Source organism: Streptosporangium sp. NPDC049046, from assembly GCF_040649155.1.
Lineage (GTDB): Bacteria > Actinomycetota > Actinomycetes > Streptosporangiales > Streptosporangiaceae > Streptosporangium.
On sequence record NZ_JBEZEZ010000027.1, the window covers coordinates 23993 to 39932 of the forward strand.

Genomic DNA, 15940 nt, shown 5'->3' on the forward strand with positions numbered 1-15940 from the left:
CGGTGCAGGACTTGGTGTGCCGGGCGAAGGGTCGGCTATCGGGCGTCGCGCATTTTGAGGACGTAGGCCGCGGTGAGCGCGACGGCGCGATCTTCGTCGTGTGATAGATCGGCGAGGGCGCGGGAGGCGATGGTTGCCGGGATGTCCGCGAGTGCCTGCGCGAGGCGTCGGCGTGCCGGTGGTTCGGTGGTGCCGGGGGCGAGGCGGTCGACGAGGCCGGTGGCGATCTGGTCGGCCAGGGCGGGGGTGCTCGCCAGGGTGCTCAGCGCGTCGGCCGCGTCGACGTCGTTCGTTCCCTCGACGACCATGTCGATGAGGGTCGGGATCGCCTCGGTCGCGCCGCGTGCCCCCAGTGCCAGGGCCGCGTATCTGCGGACGACGAGGTCGGGGTGGGCGAGGGCGTCGCGCAGCAGTTCGGTCGCCTGGGCGTCCGGGATTTCGGCGATGGATTGGGCGGCACGTTCGCGCACTTCGGCCACGGGTGAGCCGAGGCCTTTGGCCAGCAGTAGGGCCGATTCGCTGTCGCCCGATCGCGCCAGGGCCCATCGAAGGGCTCCGGCGACGTTCGGGTCCTTTTCGCTGAGTGCCGCCTCGACCAGTGCTTCCACCGGCATCGAGACATCTTCGGTCCAGGACAGGGCCGCGTGCTGGCGCTTGCCGGCGTTCTTTGATCCCAGTGCCTGCAGGAGTTCGACGGTGTGGAGGACCTCCTTCCAGTCGGTGGGTTGCGCGGCGCCGATGCGGCGAAGTCGCGTGAGTAGTTCGGTCTGCCGCGCGATGCGTTCCTGGGTTTGGTCGATGAGGTGTTCGACGAGTTGTGCCGGGGTGAAGGCGGGGTCTTCGAGGGCGCGCCCGACGTCGTGCAGTGACAGTCCGAGCGACCGCAGGCTCTCGATGTGGAAGATCCGCTGGATGTCTTCCGCGGAGTATTCGCGGTAGCCGGCGTCGGTGCGGCCCGTTGGCCGCACCAGGCCGAGTGCGTCGTAGTGCCTGAGCATGCGGGCGCTGACTCCGGAGCGTCGTGCCACCTCACCGATCAACACCGTCTCATCATCCCTGCCTTTCGGTTTCGCCGAGGGCCACGACGCGCTTGGCCTGCTCGATCGCGAACTCGAATCCGGCTTCTGGGTCGCGCAACAGTCGCTCGGTGGCGATCGCGTGCGCGCGTACGCGGGGGTCTGCTCGTGTCTGGGCGGCGTGCAGGATCGGCGAGATCACTTCGCCGAGCGCGATGAGCGCCCGGCTGAGGCTGAGTTGGGTCTCACGTTCGCCGCGACCGAGTTGTGTCGACAGTGCAGCGGCGAGTTCGGGTTTCTCGCCTTCGGGTACGAGCACGACGGCCGCCCGCCAGGCGCTGCGGGCGACCTCGTCGTCGGTGTCGGCCAGCAGAGCTTGGGTGATCGCGGGCCACGCCCGCCGATCCCCGATCTTGGACAGGGTGTGCAGCGCCTGGCTTCGTGCCTGGGCGCGTGGTGAGTGGACCTCGTCGAGGAGTCTGGGGAGTGTCATCGACGCGGGGTGGCGGGTGAGTGCCCAGGTGAGCGTGTCGCGTACCGGGAATTCGCCTTCGATCGCGCATCGTTCGATGAGCTTGTCGATGAAGTGCGGGTCGGGGTTCGTGCCGAGCGCCAGCGCCGCTCGTAGCCGCACCGACGGGTCGTCGTCTTGCAGTGCTTGGAGGGCTGGGATCGGGTTGGTGTCCTGTTTCGGCATGGTCATGGGGCCACCTCCTGGCCCTCAGTGAAGACCTTGTCACTGTGTCAAGGTCAAGCTGGATCATGCCGTGAGGTCGTCAGGGGTCTTCGTCCGCCGGAGTCCGGCATTGGTGGGCTCAGGGGGACGCAGGGCTCGGGTGCAGAGGGTGAGGCCCTCCATCAGTGTGGTGCGGGTGTGGTCGTCGACGTCGGCGAGCATGTCTTTTTCGATGCGGTCGAGTGCGCGGTCGCAGTGTCGTAGGGCGGCCTGTCCTTCGCGGGTGAGGTGGGTGCGAAGCACCCGGCCGCCGTCGGGGTGTGCGTCGCGGTGGATCAGGCCGCGTTGTTCCAGGTCGCGTACGACCAGGTTCATGGCCTGTGGGGTGACGAAGGCGATGCGGGCGAGTTCGGCCGAGGACAGTCCGGTGCGCATGCGCAGTTCGCTGAGTGCCATGTATTCGGTCGTGGTGACGCCGTAGTGCACGAGTGCCTCGTCGAGTCGGGCGCGGATGCGACGCTCCAGCCGGTAGACCAGGTAGCTCAGGTGAGGTGCCGGTTTGGGCGGTTGGTCGGCTGTGGGGTCGCGGCGTGAGGTCACCGGATGACGATAACGGGCGATGTAAGTTTCGCGCCTCAAATATCAAGCTACTTGATAACAAATCGCTTGATAACCAGCGCAAGCAGCTTTTTCATCGTTTGTGGACCATGATCCGGTACGGGGGAAGCTCGACCGGCTGGCGACGCGCCCCTATACCGGCTGATGTCAGGGCGAGTCGGCGGCGCTGACGCCCACCAGTTCCGACACCCCGCAGGCGAACTGGAACCGCCGCCGCTACGCCGACGCCTCCGGAACGGTGCAGGTCGAGGCCTACACCATCCAGGGGGCCGGTCACAGCCTGCCGTCGAGCGGGATGGCCGCCGCCGCGATCCAGTTCTTCGGCCTCACCGGCGGGCCGGGCCCGTCGCCGACCCCGACCCCGACCCCCTCACCGTCTCCCACTCCCACTCCCACCCCGTCGCCGACTCCGACCCCCGGCCCGGGGGGCGGGTGCAGGGTCACCTACCTTCCCAACACCTGGAACAACGGCTTCACCGCCGATGTCACCGTGACCAACACCGGGTCGGCCCCCGTCAACGGCTGGACCGTGACCTGGACGTGGCCGGGTAACCAGCAGGTCACCAGTGCCTGGAACGCCACGGTGACCCAGTCGGGCTCCCAGGTCAGCGCGCGTAACGTCTCCTACAACGCCACCATCGCCCCGCAGGCCCGCAGCAGTTTCGGGTTCCAGGGCACCTACAGCGGCACGAACTCGGCTCCGGCGGCGTTCGCGCTGAACGGGACCGCCTGCGTCATAGGGTGAGTTCGTCCAGCAGGCCGCCGGCCACCTTCAGCGCGGGCCGTTCGTACTGTTCGGCCCGCGCGCGGAAGACCTGCTCGGCCCGGATCGCCGGCCAGTCGCCGGGCAGGTGCTCGGCCGGCAGGTGAGGGTCCTGGCGGACGAGTTGCAGCCAGTCGGTGTGCAGCACCAGTTGCCGTACGAGGTCGTCCGGCGCGTCGGGCAGCGGCCGGGTGAGGTCCCACCTGGTGAGGAAGGCCCGATAGCGCCGGGCGATCTGCTCGATGTCGAAGGCCTTGGCCACCAGGTCGGCGGCCTCGGTGGGTTTGAACGCCCTCGCGGTCAGCACCGTGACGTGATCGTCGACCTCCAGCGACTCCAGCACCCCGCAGACCTCCCTCGCGCCGGGAGCGATCCACAGTCCGCTCTGCAGCGGGCCGAATCCGGCCCAGATGAGCCGGGAGCGCAGGTCGTGGCGGGTGCTGCGGCGGCTGTCGGGCAGGGAGAACCCGACGACCGTCCAGGTGCCGTCCCAGTCGCGGTTCACCGCGCCGGTCTCCCAGATCCGCCGGCGGCCGTCGCGCAGCACCGCCTCGGCGTGCGGGGTGAGCCCGACATAGACCCTGCGCCCCACCCGGTGGCGGGTCAGCAGGTCGCGTTTGACCATGCGGGCGAGCGTGGAGCGGACGGCCTCCTCCGAGACGCCGAGGCGGGCGAACACCTCGATGATGCTGCCCGTGGAGATGGCGGTGCCGCGGTCCAGGGCGTGGATGCCGAGGAAGCTGAAAATCAGGGACTGCGGGCGCGCGGACGGCGCCGCCGGTTCGTCTTCGCCGCCGATGCTCACACCGAAAGCGTAGACGGGCCAGATGTCAGGCACATAATTGACGGAAGTCAAATATGTGCACAAGGAGAGTTCATGAACGTCGACGAACTGGTCGCCATCGACGTGCACACGCACGCGGAGGTCTCCGCGGACGGGCACGCCTCGCTCGGCGACGAGCTGGCCGCAGCCTCGGCGAAGTACTTCAAGGGGCGCTCTCGGCCCACCGTCGCCGAGATGGCCGCCTACTACCGTGAGCGCAGGATGGCGGCGGTGGTGTTCACCGTCGACGCCGAGCACGCCACCGGGCATCGGCGCATCTCGAACGAGGAGGTCGCGGCGAGTTGCGCCGCCCACGCCGACGTGCTGATCCCCTTCGCCAGCGTCGATCCGTGGAAGGGCAGGGCCGGGGTCCGCGAGGCGCGCCGGCTGGTGGCCGAGCACGGGGTGCGCGGCTTCAAGTTCCATCCGAGTGTCCAGGGCATCGCGCCCGACGACCGGGTGGCCTACCCGCTTTACGAGGCGATCGAGGAGATGGGGGTGCCGGCGCTGTTTCACACCGGGCAGACCGGTATCGGTGCCGGTCTGCCCGGCGGGGGCGGGATCCGGCTGAAGTACTCCAACCCCATGCTGGTCGACGACGTCGCCGTGGACTTCCCCGAGTTGCGGATCATCCTGGCCCATCCGTCCTTTCCCTGGCAGGACGAGGCTCTGGCGGTGGCCACGCACAAGCCGCAGGTCTACATCGACCTGTCGGGGTGGTCGCCGAAGTACTTTCCGCCGCAGCTCGTCCGGTACGCCAACACGCTGCTGAAGGACAAGGTGCTCTTCGGATCCGACTACCCGATGATCACGCCGGATCGGTGGCTCGCCGACTTCGACGCCCTCGACATCAAGCCCGAGGTCCGCCCGAAGATCCTCAAGGACAACGCCGTGCGCCTGCTCGGGCTCGGCACCGTTTAATGCTGGGCAAAGGATTGACGTCCGTCACAAAAATGCCTAACCTCCGGGCAAGCAAGCGCAGTAGCTCGCTCTCGGACTGAGGAGCTCAGTCATGACGAACCCGTCGGTCTTTCCCCCCAACCAGGTTCAGCTACGCCGCGCGGTGGCCTCCAGCTTCCTGGGCAGCGTGATCGAGTACTACGACTTCCTGCTGTACGCCACGGCCTCGGCGGTGGTCTTCAGCAAGATCTTCTTCTCCTCGCTCGACCCGCTCACGGCCACGGTCGCCAGTTTCGGCACCTTCGCCACGGGGTACCTCGCCAGGCCGCTCGGCGGAGTGATCTTCGGCCACTTCGGCGACCGGCTCGGACGCAAGCGCATGCTGGTCTTGACCATGACCCTGATGGGTGTCGCCAGCTTCCTCATCGGCGTGCTGCCCACCTACGAGCAGATCGGCGCCCTGGCCCCCATCACCCTGGTCCTCCTTCGCGTCCTGCAGGGCGTGGCCATCGGCGGCGAATGGGGAGGCGCCGTACTGATGTCGGCGGAACACGCCAGCAGCCGCCGAGGCCTGTGGGCGAGCTTCACCAACGCCGGCGCCCCGTTCGGCATGGTGCTGTCCACCGGCGTGCTCAGCGGCACCGCGGCCGTCGTGGGCGAGCAGGCCTTCCTGAGCTGGGGCTGGCGGGTGCCGTTCCTGCTCAGCATCCTCCTGCTGGGAGTCGGCCTGTTCGTCCGGCTGCGGGTGGAGGAGACGCCGGTGTTCGAGGCGGCCGGCGCCGGCGGCCGCGCCACCCGGATGCCGCTGCTGGAGGTGTTGCGCAACCACCCCAGGACCCTGCTTCTGGGGGTGGGGGTCGGCCTGTCGGCGTTCGTGGCCCAGGGCACGCTGACCACCTATCTCATCGCCTACGGCGTCCGGACCGGTTTCACCCGCCAGGCCGTGCTGAACGGCCTCACGCTCTCCTCCGCGCTCGCCGTGGTGAGCATCATCGCCTGGTCGGCGCTCTCGGACCGGGTCGGACGCCGCCCGATCGTGCTGGCGGGCGCGCTGCTCATGGCCGGGTTCGGCTTCGCGCTGTTCCCGATGGTGAACGCCGGCAGCGTCGCGCTGCTCGTCATCGCGCTGGTGCTGGGCCAGGCGCTCATCCACCCGATGATGTACGGCCCGCTGGGGGCGCTGTACGCCGAGTTGTTCCCCACCAGGAACCGCTACACCGGCGCCTCGCTCGGCTACCAGCTCGCCGGACTCGGCGCCGGCCTGGGCCCGCTGCTGTTCGCCCAGCTGGACGCCTCCTCCGGGGGCGGCAGCACGACGACGATCTCGGTGATCATCGCTGTCTGCTGCCTGCTGACCGTGGTCTGCGTGCTGGCCCTGCGGGAGACCAGCGGCGACGACCTCACCTCCGGCGCCCCGGCGATCCGTGCCGCCACCGATGCGTAACGCCGGGCTCGGCGGCTGGCCCGCCCGCCGAGCCCAGATGAGTCCTCAGCGCACCGCGTTCGTCTTCGCGGGCCGATCGGTCAGCTACGCCGACGTCTGCGAGCGGGCGACCCGCCTGGCCTCACGGATGCGCCAGGCGGGGATCGGGGCGGGGGAGCGGGTCGCCTACCTCGGCCCCAACCACGTCGCCTTCGCCGAGACCATGTTCGCCACCCACATGCTGGGGGCCGTCTTCGTCCCGCTGAACTTCCGGCTGACCGCGCCCGAGATCGGCTACATGCTTGGCCACTCGGGCGCCGCACTGCTGGTGTACGACCCTGGCTGCGCGCAGACCGTACACGCCCTGTCCGGACAGTACACGCTCGTGGCCCTGGAATCGCCCGCGCCGGGGGAGCACGACTTCGAGACCTGGGTGGCGCGGGGCGATCCCGGCCCCATCGACGTGCCGGTGGCGCTCGACGACCTCGCCCTCATCCTCTACACCTCCGGCACGACCGGCGCTCCCAAGGGGGCGATGCTCAGCCACGCCAACCTGGTGTGGAACTGCTTCAACATGATGGTCGGCGTGGATGTGACGAGTTCGGAGGTGACGCTGATCAGCGCGCCGCTCTTCCACGTCGCGGCGCTGAACCAGACGCTGCTGCCGACCTTCCTCAAGGGCGGCACCTCGGTGATCATGCCGTCCTGGGACGCGGAGGTGTGCTACGACCTCATCGAGGAACACCGGGTGACGTGGATGTTCGGCGTCACCACGATGTTCGCCGACTTCGCCAGGTCGCCGCGCTGGGCCGAGGCCGACCTGTCGTCGCTGCGTACCCTCATGGCCGGCGGCGCGGCCATCCCCGTGGCGCTGATCCGCACCTACCAGGAAAGAGGCCTGGTCTTCTGCCAGGGCTACGGACTGACCGAGACCGCCCCCGGCGCGACCTTCCTGGAGGCGGGCGAGAGCGTGCGCAAGGTGGGCTCGGCCGGGGTGCCGGTCTTCTTCTCCAGGGTGCGGGTGGCGCGCTCCGACCTCACGACGGCACCGGCCGGGGAGCCGGGCGAGGTGCTCATCCAGGGACCGAACGTCACCCCCGGCTACTGGCGGGACCCGCAGGCCAGTGCCGCAGCGCTGACCGAGGACGGCTGGTTCCGCTCCGGCGACATCGCGATCATGGATGAGGAGGGTCATCTGAGCGTCGTCGACCGCATCAAGGACATGTACATCTCCGGCGGGGAGAACGTCTACCCGGCGGAGGTCGAGGAGGCGCTCTTCGCGCATCCGGCCGTGGCGGAGGCCGCCGTGGTGGGGATGGCCGACCGTCGGTGGGGCGAGGTGGGCCGCGCTTTCGTCGTGCTTCGTCCCGGCGCCGGCGTCGCCCCCGGCGAACTGGCGGACTTCCTGCGTTCCCGGCTCGCCAAGTACAAGATCCCCGTCCGTTTCGAGATCGTCGGCGCGCTGCCGAAGACGGGCTCGGGCAAGATCCGCAAATCCGAGCTCCGCGACCGCCCCCTGCCCGAATGAGCCGATGACGCGCTGTTGCTGTTCGACGTGCTGACGGCGATGAAGCCGCCGTCGCGGGCGGGCCGCAACGACAAGAGGCGCTGTGGTCGGCGCTGCGCCGCCGCGACGTGTATGCGATCGGCGTCGAGCCGAAGCGATGACGTTGCTCCGCGAGCCTGCACGGCTGCGCTCTAACCTCCGGCCTCGAGGTAGCGCGTCCAGCCCGCATCCAGGAGTCGGAATCCTGCGTCGATGGTCCGTTCCGGATCGGCCTCGCGGGTGGCGCTGAGCTGGATGTGCAGGGCGAACCGGACGTAGAAGCGGATCTCGTCGCTCGGCTCGGAGAGCCCGAACTCCTCGGTGATCGTGGCGACGAGGGCGTCTTCGTGGCGGAACCACATTTTCTCCGCGTAGTCCACGAGGGCCGGGGTCTGCTCCATGAGGGCGAGGATCTGGCGCTGGGGTTCGGATGTGAGTGCGGCGATTTCGAGGAGGTAGTGGGCTTTCAGCGCGTCGGAGATCGTGGTGCCGGGCGCCCGGGTGCTGACCGCGGCCAAGAGGTGTTCATGTCGGTCGTCCTCGTCGCTGAAGACGAGTGCCTCCTTGTGGGGGAAGTGCGTGAAGACCGTCTTGGGTGACACGTCCGCCTTGTCCGCGATCTCGCGAACAGTGACCGCATCGAAGCCACGTTGGAGGAAGAGCGTCGTCGCCGCGTCCAGGATCGCCGCCCGCGTCGCAGCCTTCTTGCGCTCTCGTCGCCCCACGGCCGTTCCATTCACCATGGCTCGATCTTACTGGTATCGGCCTCTAAGTATATTGACAATAAAAGTAATCTCGATGTACTTAGTGTGTGAGTGAAGTAAGGTCGGCGGCGGAAGACGATGCGGGCGGCAGGACCGAACCCGTGAGAACCTCCACCGGCCCTGGTGTCAGCGCCGCAGCAACGCCTGAAAGGACTACAGCCATGACCGGGTACACCCACTCGCGTTCCGGCATCGAGCAAGAAAAGCCCGGGAACGACTCGCGACCTGACACGCCCGGCCCCGATGTGCTTCGGCTTTCGCGGCGACGAGCCGCGGGAGCGTTGCTCATCGCCGGCCCTGTGATCTTCCTGCTCGCGGAGTTCGTCGCTGCCGCAGCGTGGACGGATCCGCCCTACAGCTACACGTACCACTTCATCAGCAATCTCGGAGTCCACGGACCTTCGACCCTGTTCGGGCAGTACATGTACTCACCTCTTGCCTGGGTGATGAACACCGGTTTCATCCTGTTCGGGATCACGATCCTCGCCGGTATCGCGCTGCTGCGTGGCCTGTCGGGCTGGCGCCGCTGGACGACGCTCGTGCCCGCGACACTGCTGGCCGTCGGCGGTGTTCTGCTCGGCTTGTTCCCGGGATCCGGCAAGGCTTTGGAAGACGGCACCGGCGCTTACCACAGCATGGGAGCCTTCGCGGGCTTTATCGGCGCGAACATACTCGCGGTCGTGCTCGGGAGGATGCGCCGGCGTGTCGGGTTCTCGCCCGGAATCGGGAGGGCGCTGGTCACGACCGGAGTGGTCGGCCTGCTCTCGACGACGGCCTACCTCCTGATGATCATCTCTTCCGCCGGCGACTCCGCGAGCGGCGTCATCGGCCTCGTCGAACGCGGTGCCACCCATCCGTTCCTGATCGGGCTTCTCTGCGCGGGAGCATCGGTCTGGAGTCGCCGAACCCTCGACATGCCGGACGCGCACCCCGCCGCCGAGGTCAAGGCCGGGTGACGCAGAACCCCGCGATCACCACCAGCCGCCAGGCCCTCCGCTCGGGCCCGTGCGAGGCCGGCGGCGTCGTCGAGGCCGGCCTCGCACGGTGTGCAAGATGCTCACCGGCAGATCGACCCCGGAAAATCCCTCGATCACAGGTTCCACAGCCCTTTGCCCAGCGCGGTGAGTCCGCCGGCCAGCGCGAGCAGCAGCACCACCAGCCGGGCCGGCCTTTCCGGAACCCGCCGCGCCAGTGCCGCGCCGATCGCCGAGCCCGCCGCGATGGAGGCCGCGACCAGCAGCCAGACCGGCGCGGGCAGCTGCGGCACGCCCTTGGCCGTCACGGAGAAGACGTTCACCACCACCCCGTAGAACTGGGCGTTCGGCACGAACTCCCGTACCGTCCAGCCCGCGTTCACCGCGTACAGGGAGACCGCGGGGCCGCCCACCCCGGCGGAGGAGTTCATGAACCCGCTGGCGGCCCCGGCGGCCACCGCGCCTTTGACGCCGCGCAGGGCCGGCACCCGAGCACCCCACATCACCAGCGCCACGGCCACGCTCACCAGCACCCCCATACCGGCCAGCAGCACCGGCTCGGGCAGGCGGGCGGCCACCCAGGCCCCGGCCGGTACCGTGCAGGCGGCCGCGGCGACCAGCGGGACCATCGCGGCCAGGCGCACCTGGCGCCAGGTGACGGCGAGGCCGACCGCGCTGATGGCGCCGGCCGCGCAGTTGGCGAGCACCACGCCCTCGGCCGGGCCCAGCAGCAGCACCAGGGCGGGCACCGACACGAGCGCGAACCCGATTCCCGCCAGCCGCTGCACCGAGGCTCCCGCCACCATGATCACGCCCAGCACGAGGACGATCCCCCACTCACTCGCCACGGACGGCTCCTCGCGGATGCTTTTCACCGGTGATTCGCCACAGCCTTCCCTCGCGCGGCGAGGGTGATCAACAGCTTTTCTCCGTCCCCGCCGGCCTCGGCGCGATCCGTGCCCCGCTCACCCCCGCCGGTGGTGTGCGAGCAGTTCGGTGAGCAGGCGGGTCAGGGCCTGGCGGTCCTCGGCCGTGAGCGGTTCGAGCAGGTCCTCCTGTGCCTTGTCGAGCGCCCGGTCCAGGCGCCGCAGCTGCCGATCACCGGCCGGGGTGAGGGCCACCAGGTTGCGCCTTCGGTCCTCGGGGTCCGGCGTCCGCTCGACCAGGCCCTGCCCGGCCAGCTCGTTGATCGCCGCCACGACGTCACTGCGGTCCATGTTGCACCGGCGGCCGAGCTCGGCCTGACTGGCCACCCCGAACTCCTCCAGTGCGGCCAGGATCCGGTAGTGGTATCCACGCGCCCCCACCTGCCCGAAGCCGTCGGAGGCCAGGCGGTGGGCGTGCACCGCCAGCTGGGTGAGCAGCCAACTCGGCTTCGCGGTCAGACGTGCGGGTGTTTTTTCCACACCAGCCACCATACATCGTTGGTATGACCAATAAATCTGTATATAGTGGGCGACGCCAACGTTGGTTAGGCCAACAAAACGATGCGGGCCTCGACCGCCTGAACATGCGAGAACCGCTCGCTTTCCGGAATGCCGCGGACACCCGCGCGAGCGTGGTTCGAATCCGGCACCCGCTGCCCCGTCGCCGTTCGCACCGACCTCATCGACACCGGCCCGTCCGAACATCCGGGCGCCGGACGAATCCCCTGGAGCCAAGACCATGATCAAGCCGTTTCGCATCGACATCCCCCAGGCGGACCTCGACGACCTCACCGACCGGCTCTCGCGCACCCGCTGGCCCAACGAGATCACCGGCGCCGGATGGGACTACGGCTTCCCGCTGGCGCGGCTGAAGGAACTCGCCGAACACTGGCGCACCGGCTACGACTGGCGGGCGCACGAGACCAGGCTGAACGAGCTCGCGCACTTCACCACCGAGATCGACGGGCAGAACATCCACTTCGTCCACGTCCGCTCTCCAAGACCGGACGCACTCGCGCTCGTCCTCACCCACGGCTGGCCAGGGTCGTTCCTGGAGTTCCTCGACGTGATCGAGCCCCTGTCGCGCGACTTCCACCTGGTGATCCCCTCCATCCCGGGCTTCGGTTTTTCCGGGCCGACCCACGAGCGCGGCTGGGACATCGTCCGGGTCGCCCGGGCCTGGGCCGAGCTGATGCGCCGCCTGGGGTATGAGCGCTACGGCGCGCACGGCGGCGACTTCGGCTCGGGCATCTCGTTGGCACTCGGCGCGGTGGCCCCCGCGCAGGTCGCCGGGGTGCACGTCAACTACCTGCCGACCCGGCCGGACCCCGACGCCGGCCTCGAGCTGTCACAAACCGACGAGGCCCGGCTGGAGAAGGTCAGGCGGCTGATGGCGAACCGCCCGCCGTACCAGGCTCTGCAGGCCACCACCCCGCAGACCCTCGGATACGCGCTCACCGACTCGCCGGTCGGCCAGCTGGCCTGGATCGCCGAGCGCTTCGCGCAGTGGACGGACCCGCGCTCGCAGATCGACGACGAGCGGATGCTCACCGACATCTCGCTGTACTGGCTGACCGCCACCGCGGCCTCCTCGGCGCGGCTGGCACGTGAGGCTCCGCGGCGGGTCGAGCCGTGCCCGGTACCGGTCGGCGTGGCGGTGTTCGCGCACGACATCACGCAGTCGGTGCGGCCGCTGGCCGAGCGGCTGTACGACATCAGGCACTGGTCGGAGTTCGAGCGCGGCGGCCACTTCGCCGCGATGGAGGTGCCGGAGCTGCTCGCCGGGGACGTCCGGGACTTCTTCCTCCCTCATATCGAGCAGGAGGGGCCGACGAGCCGAGTCCGGCGTCACACCCCTTGAATGTTCCGGGTCGCGATCGCGTCATTTCGCGAGCGGAAAGGTGGCCGGATCGCTCCGGGCGCGGTGATCGGAGGGGGCGGGCCTCCCGCGGCCACGGCGGGAGGCCCCGAACGGGGGAACGACAGGCTCGGACGCGGGCCACGAGCTCGCCTCGCGGGTGTCCGCACTCGGCGCACGCGTGCGCCTCCGCGATCCGTCCGATCGCGGTCACCGATGCCGGACCGGTACCGGCGACCTCAGGTGCGAGCGGGCGTGATGACTCCGAACCACCGCCGCAAGGCCGCCTGGAGTGCCGCGATCTCCGTTGGATCGGGCCGGGGTGACGAAGACGCCCAGGCCACGTAGCAGTCCGGTCGAAGGAGCAGGGCGGTGGGCGCGGCGGCCTGGGAGCGCGCCGTGACGACATCGACCTGGTCGTGCCGCAGGGCGAGGGTCTTCGCCAGTGACGCCTCCTCGGTCAGGTCGAGCAGCAAAGGACGTGCGGTCCTGGTCAGCTCGGCCAGCCGGACCGGACCGGCCGGGGTGCGCAGGTCCAGGTCCGGGGCGAACCGGCCGGTCAGCGGATGCGCCTCGCCCGCACCCATGTCGTAGCGGACGTCGGCGCCCGCGGTGAGCTCGGCCAGGCGCCGCACGGTGCCGGGGTCGCGGAGCAGTTCGGCGAACACCTCGCGCAGTCCGGTGACATCGTCGCCGGGGGCGATCAGGGCCGCCTGTGCCTGCGCGTTCAGCACCATGCGCCGGGCGGCCGACCGCCGCTCCGTCTCGTAGGTGTCCAGCAGCCCGGACGGGGCTCCTGCCCGGATCTCGGCGGCGAGTTTCCAGCCGAGATTGACCGCGTCCTGCAGGCCGAGGTTGAGCCCTGGACCGCCCCCCGTGGCGGCGTACACATGAGCGGCGTCACCGATCAGGAACACCCGGCCGTCGGCGAACCGTTCGGCGACCCGGGTGTTACCGCCACTCAGCCGGCGCAGCACGTGCGGTCCCTGGCCGTCGGGCGGGCCGATCGGCACCTCGACGCCGAGCACGCGGCGGACGCTCGCCCGTAACTCCTCCAGGCTCATCACCGCGTCGGTCGCGGGCTGGTCCCACTCCGTGGTGCTGACCAGCGGCGGGTGGCCGGGCATCGGCGCGTAGGAGAACCCCCCGTGCTCGGTGCGGTGGGGCAGGAACGGCGAAACGGCACCGTAGCCGGGCACGTTCAGCGCACCGGTCGCAGGATCGACCCGGTCCGCCGGGACCGTCACATGCGCCGAGCGCACGGTCATCCGGTCGTAGGTGACTCCGGGGAATCCGATGCCGGAGAGTTTGCGAGTGACGCTGTGGGCTCCATCGGCGCCGACAAGGTACCGGGCCTGCAGGTGGTAGGCCCCGCCCGGGCTCGCGACGTCGACGGTGACCGCCTCGTCGTCCTGCGACAGGCCCACGACCTCATGTCCGCGCCGGATCTCCACGCCCAGTTCGACGGCGCGCTCCTGCAGAACCTGCACGATGCGCCGCTGCGGCACCGGCAGGGCGTAGACGGGGCTGTCGTCCAGCAGACTCAGGTCCAGGCCCATCGCGCCGAACATGAAGTAGGCGGAGTTCGGCCGCGGCGGCTCCGGGCTGCCACTGAGACGTTCGTGCAGCCCCCGGCGGTCGAGCAGCTTGACGACCTGGCCGAGCAGCCCGTTCGCCTTCGGTTCCTCGCTCGGCTCCGGCAGCCGCTCCAGCACGAGTGGCCGGACCCCCGCCAGGCTCAGCTCGCAGGCCAGCATCAGCCCGTTCGGGCCGCCGCCGACGATGACGACATCTGTGATCATGTGCGTTCCCTTGTTCGCCTGAGGTGAGAGGACGCCCAGGCTAGGAAAAAAGTTGCGTGTAGGCAAGTTTGCGTACGCGCATTGAATCTGGGAGGCTGAGACGGTGACGACGAGACCGGCAGGGCTGCGCGAGCAGAAGAAGCAGGCCACCCGAGAGGCCCTGCGCACGGCGGCCCTGCGGCTGGCTCTTGAGCGTGGACCCGACAACGTGCGCGTCGACGACATCGCCGAGGCCGCCGGCGTCTCACCCAGGACGTACAACAACTACTTCTCCAGCCGCGAACAGGCGATCGTCGCCGCCGTCGCCGGCGAACGGGAGGCGCGGGTCGCGGCGGCGGTGGCCGACCGGCCCCGCGGCGTCGGCCTCGCCGACGCCGTCATCGAGGCGATCGTGGATCAGTACACCGCCCCGGACGAATCCGCCCGGGACGCGCTACTGCTGATCGTCACCCGCCCGGCGCTGCGTGAGGCGTTCGTCGAAACCACCACCGCGATCGAGCACCCCCTCACCGATGCGATCGCCGGACGTCTCGGCGACGGCGACCCGCACACCGCACGGGTGCTCGCGGCGAGCGTGGCCGCCGCGGTTCGCGTGGCGCTCGAGCAATGGCTGCAGGCGACCGTCTCGTCCGCCACGGCCGGCGGGCTCGTCGTGCCGTCCGGCTCGCTACCGGACCTCCTTCGCGCCGCGCTCGCGCCCCTCGCACCCGCACTCGACGCCGCCGAGCAACGAGCACTCCGCCACCGGCGTCAGTGAACCGCCTGCCGAAGGAAACGGCGCCCCGGTATCTGCCGCTGAATCGTCGCCGGCGTGGGAGGCGGCCGAACACCACCGGCAGGAGGGGGCCTTTCGGGCCGCAGGCGCGGAACGCGATCCGCACCTGGCCGAAAGGCCCCCTCTTCGTCAGGACTCCGGCTGCCGCTCACCCAGGCCCTGGAACCGGCTCTCGATGAAGTCGCCCCAGGTCGCGTCGAGCGTCACCATCTCACCGTCGACCATCTTCCACTGGGGCGCCTTGTGCGGCGGGTAGGCGAACAGTACCGACGACAGGCGTTCGTAGCCGGGCGGCATGGGTTTGGTGTGCACCCGGTGCGTCGACGGCCGGAAACGCCCGTCGGAGGCGCTTGTGAGCATCCGGCCGATGTTGCACAGGACCACGTCGGTGCCGGCGATCACCGGCTCCACCCAGGTGCCGTCGTGCAGCACGTACTGCAGCCCCTGGTCGGAAGGCGGCAACTGCAGGCCGAGCATCTGGATGCCCGAGTGCTCGTGCGCCAGCACCTCGCGATCGCCCACGTCCCGGTAGCGGATCACCCGCAGGTTCGTGGCCTCCCGCGACAGGTCCAGCTCGGGTGTGCCGGGCGCCATCATGCCGCGGACGACCTCTCCGAACAGGGAGATCAGCCGGAACGCAGTGTCGAACACACCGGCCGCCGCCGCCCCGAACGCCGGGAAGGCGCGCAGCACGTCACCGGCGCCGGGCGGCTGGTCGGCCAGCAGCGCCCCGCTGATGTGAATGAACTCCTTGGGGTCGGGCACGCCGTTGGCCAGGCGCGGGATCTCGGAGTTGTAGGGGAAGAACCCGTGCGTGCCGCCGACCGACAGCTGGGGCACCGACGACTGCGCGTAGTCGGCCAGCCGCGGCTCCGGCGATCGGCACGCCGAGGCGAACTCCTCCATCATGGTGCGGACGCGTGCGCCGATGCCGGGGACCTCGGCGGCCATGAAGCCCCAGTCGGTCAGCTGGGTCCTGATGGCTTGCGTCGCCTTCTCCATGTCGGCGTCGAGATCGTCGGCGCGCACGAGGGGAACGCGACCACTGAGTTCCATGGGGGGGACGTCCATTGTCG

The 15940-nt window shown here is 69.7% G+C and carries 16 protein-coding genes; 7 read left to right on the top strand and 9 right to left on the bottom strand.

Going from position 1 to position 15940, the window contains the following annotated elements; translation table 11 throughout:
* Positions 1-35: 35 nt before the first annotated feature.
* The 3 genes from AB0B96_RS31170 to AB0B96_RS31180 are packed head-to-tail and all read right to left on the bottom strand — an operon-like array spanning position 36 to position 2292.
* The gene (locus tag AB0B96_RS31170; RefSeq protein ID WP_362904423.1) at positions 36-1043 is read right to left on the bottom strand and encodes a HEAT repeat domain-containing protein; all 1008 of its coding nucleotides are present in this window, start codon (positions 1041-1043) and stop codon (positions 36-38) included.
* A gap of 7 nt (positions 1044-1050) precedes the next feature.
* A complete protein-coding gene (locus AB0B96_RS31175) occupies positions 1051-1719 on the bottom strand; it encodes a HEAT repeat domain-containing protein (protein WP_362904425.1) in 669 nt (222 codons plus the stop codon).
* Between the two features lie 57 nt (positions 1720-1776).
* Positions 1777-2292, bottom strand: coding sequence for a MarR family transcriptional regulator (locus AB0B96_RS31180; RefSeq protein WP_350949604.1), 516 nt, complete (start codon positions 2290-2292; stop codon positions 1777-1779).
* 256 nt (positions 2293-2548) lie between these two features.
* On the opposite strand from AB0B96_RS31180, the gene AB0B96_RS31185 reads away from it, so the two are divergent.
* Positions 2549-3055 carry a cellulose-binding domain-containing protein gene (locus AB0B96_RS31185; RefSeq protein WP_362904427.1) on the top strand — a complete coding sequence of 169 codons (507 nt, stop codon included), beginning with the start codon at positions 2549-2551 and terminating at the stop codon, positions 3053-3055.
* Here the strand turns inward: AB0B96_RS31185 and AB0B96_RS31190 are convergent.
* Positions 3045-3878 carry a PaaX family transcriptional regulator C-terminal domain-containing protein gene (locus AB0B96_RS31190; protein WP_350949606.1) on the bottom strand — a complete coding sequence of 278 codons (834 nt, stop codon included), beginning with the start codon at positions 3876-3878 and terminating at the stop codon, positions 3045-3047. The genes AB0B96_RS31185 and AB0B96_RS31190 overlap by 11 nt on opposite strands.
* Positions 3879-3950: 72 nt before the next feature.
* Here AB0B96_RS31190 and AB0B96_RS31195 point away from each other — a divergent pair, with 72 nt between their 5' ends.
* The 3 genes from AB0B96_RS31195 (at position 3951) to AB0B96_RS31205 (ending at position 7747) form a co-directional block, all read left to right on the top strand.
* Positions 3951-4817 (top strand): amidohydrolase family protein, encoded by an 867-nt coding sequence (locus AB0B96_RS31195; protein WP_350949607.1) that lies wholly within the window; start codon positions 3951-3953, stop codon positions 4815-4817.
* A 91-nt stretch (positions 4818-4908) separates the two neighbouring features.
* A complete protein-coding gene (locus tag AB0B96_RS31200) occupies positions 4909-6240 on the top strand; it encodes an MFS transporter (RefSeq protein ID WP_362904430.1) in 1332 nt (443 codons plus the stop codon).
* A gap of 37 nt (positions 6241-6277) precedes the next feature.
* Positions 6278-7747 carry a long-chain fatty acid--CoA ligase gene (locus AB0B96_RS31205; RefSeq protein WP_362904432.1) on the top strand — a complete coding sequence of 490 codons (1470 nt, stop codon included), beginning with the start codon at positions 6278-6280 and terminating at the stop codon, positions 7745-7747.
* 170 nt (positions 7748-7917) lie between these two features.
* Here AB0B96_RS31205 and AB0B96_RS31210 read toward each other — a convergent pair whose 3' ends face one another.
* Positions 7918-8508 carry a helix-turn-helix domain-containing protein gene (locus AB0B96_RS31210; RefSeq protein WP_362904434.1) on the bottom strand — a complete coding sequence of 197 codons (591 nt, stop codon included), beginning with the start codon at positions 8506-8508 and terminating at the stop codon, positions 7918-7920.
* Between the two features lie 320 nt (positions 8509-8828).
* On the opposite strand from AB0B96_RS31210, the gene AB0B96_RS31215 reads away from it, so the two are divergent.
* Positions 8829-9485: a DUF998 domain-containing protein gene (locus AB0B96_RS31215; RefSeq protein ID WP_362904436.1), complete on the top strand. Its 657-nt coding sequence runs from the start codon at positions 8829-8831 to the stop codon at positions 9483-9485.
* Between the two features lie 134 nt (positions 9486-9619).
* Here AB0B96_RS31215 and AB0B96_RS31220 read toward each other — a convergent pair whose 3' ends face one another.
* Positions 9620-10351 (bottom strand): sulfite exporter TauE/SafE family protein, encoded by a 732-nt coding sequence (locus AB0B96_RS31220; protein WP_362904438.1) that lies wholly within the window; start codon positions 10349-10351, stop codon positions 9620-9622.
* A 117-nt stretch (positions 10352-10468) separates the two neighbouring features.
* Positions 10469-10909, bottom strand: coding sequence for a MarR family transcriptional regulator (locus AB0B96_RS31225; RefSeq protein ID WP_362904440.1), 441 nt, complete (start codon positions 10907-10909; stop codon positions 10469-10471).
* Positions 10910-11168: 259 nt separating this feature from the next.
* Here AB0B96_RS31225 and AB0B96_RS31230 point away from each other — a divergent pair, with 259 nt between their 5' ends.
* Positions 11169-12290, top strand: coding sequence for an epoxide hydrolase family protein (locus AB0B96_RS31230; RefSeq protein WP_362904442.1), 1122 nt, complete (start codon positions 11169-11171; stop codon positions 12288-12290).
* Between the two features lie 236 nt (positions 12291-12526).
* Here AB0B96_RS31230 and AB0B96_RS31235 read toward each other — a convergent pair whose 3' ends face one another.
* The gene (locus tag AB0B96_RS31235) at positions 12527-14089 is read right to left on the bottom strand and encodes an FAD-dependent oxidoreductase (RefSeq protein WP_362904444.1); all 1563 of its coding nucleotides are present in this window, start codon (positions 14087-14089) and stop codon (positions 12527-12529) included.
* A 103-nt stretch (positions 14090-14192) separates the two neighbouring features.
* Between AB0B96_RS31235 and AB0B96_RS31240 the strand changes: the two genes are divergently transcribed.
* Complete coding sequence (locus AB0B96_RS31240) at positions 14193-14846, top strand: TetR/AcrR family transcriptional regulator (protein ID WP_362904446.1); 654 nt, start codon at positions 14193-14195, stop codon at positions 14844-14846.
* Between the two features lie 147 nt (positions 14847-14993).
* Here the strand turns inward: AB0B96_RS31240 and AB0B96_RS31245 are convergent, their stop codons facing one another.
* A complete protein-coding gene (locus AB0B96_RS31245) occupies positions 14994-15935 on the bottom strand; it encodes a hypothetical protein (protein ID WP_350949617.1) in 942 nt (313 codons plus the stop codon).
* Positions 15936-15940: the final 5 nt, after the last annotated feature.

Coding starts and splice junctions, on each gene's coding strand:
- AB0B96_RS31210 (WP_362904434.1), bottom strand. CDS start 8,508: ATGGTGAATGGAACGGCCGTGGGGCGACGAGAGCGCAAGAAGGCTGCG.
- AB0B96_RS31195 (WP_350949607.1), top strand. CDS start 3,951: ATGAACGTCGACGAACTGGTCGCCATCGACGTGCACACGCACGCGGAG.
- AB0B96_RS31205 (WP_362904432.1), top strand. CDS start 6,278: ATGAGTCCTCAGCGCACCGCGTTCGTCTTCGCGGGCCGATCGGTCAGC.
- AB0B96_RS31235 (WP_362904444.1), bottom strand. CDS start 14,089: ATGATCACAGATGTCGTCATCGTCGGCGGCGGCCCGAACGGGCTGATG.
- AB0B96_RS31175 (WP_362904425.1), bottom strand. CDS start 1,719: ATGACCATGCCGAAACAGGACACCAACCCGATCCCAGCCCTCCAAGCA.
- AB0B96_RS31200 (WP_362904430.1), top strand. CDS start 4,909: ATGACGAACCCGTCGGTCTTTCCCCCCAACCAGGTTCAGCTACGCCGC.
- AB0B96_RS31230 (WP_362904442.1), top strand. CDS start 11,169: ATGATCAAGCCGTTTCGCATCGACATCCCCCAGGCGGACCTCGACGAC.
- AB0B96_RS31245 (WP_350949617.1), bottom strand. CDS start 15,935: ATGGACGTCCCCCCCATGGAACTCAGTGGTCGCGTTCCCCTCGTGCGC.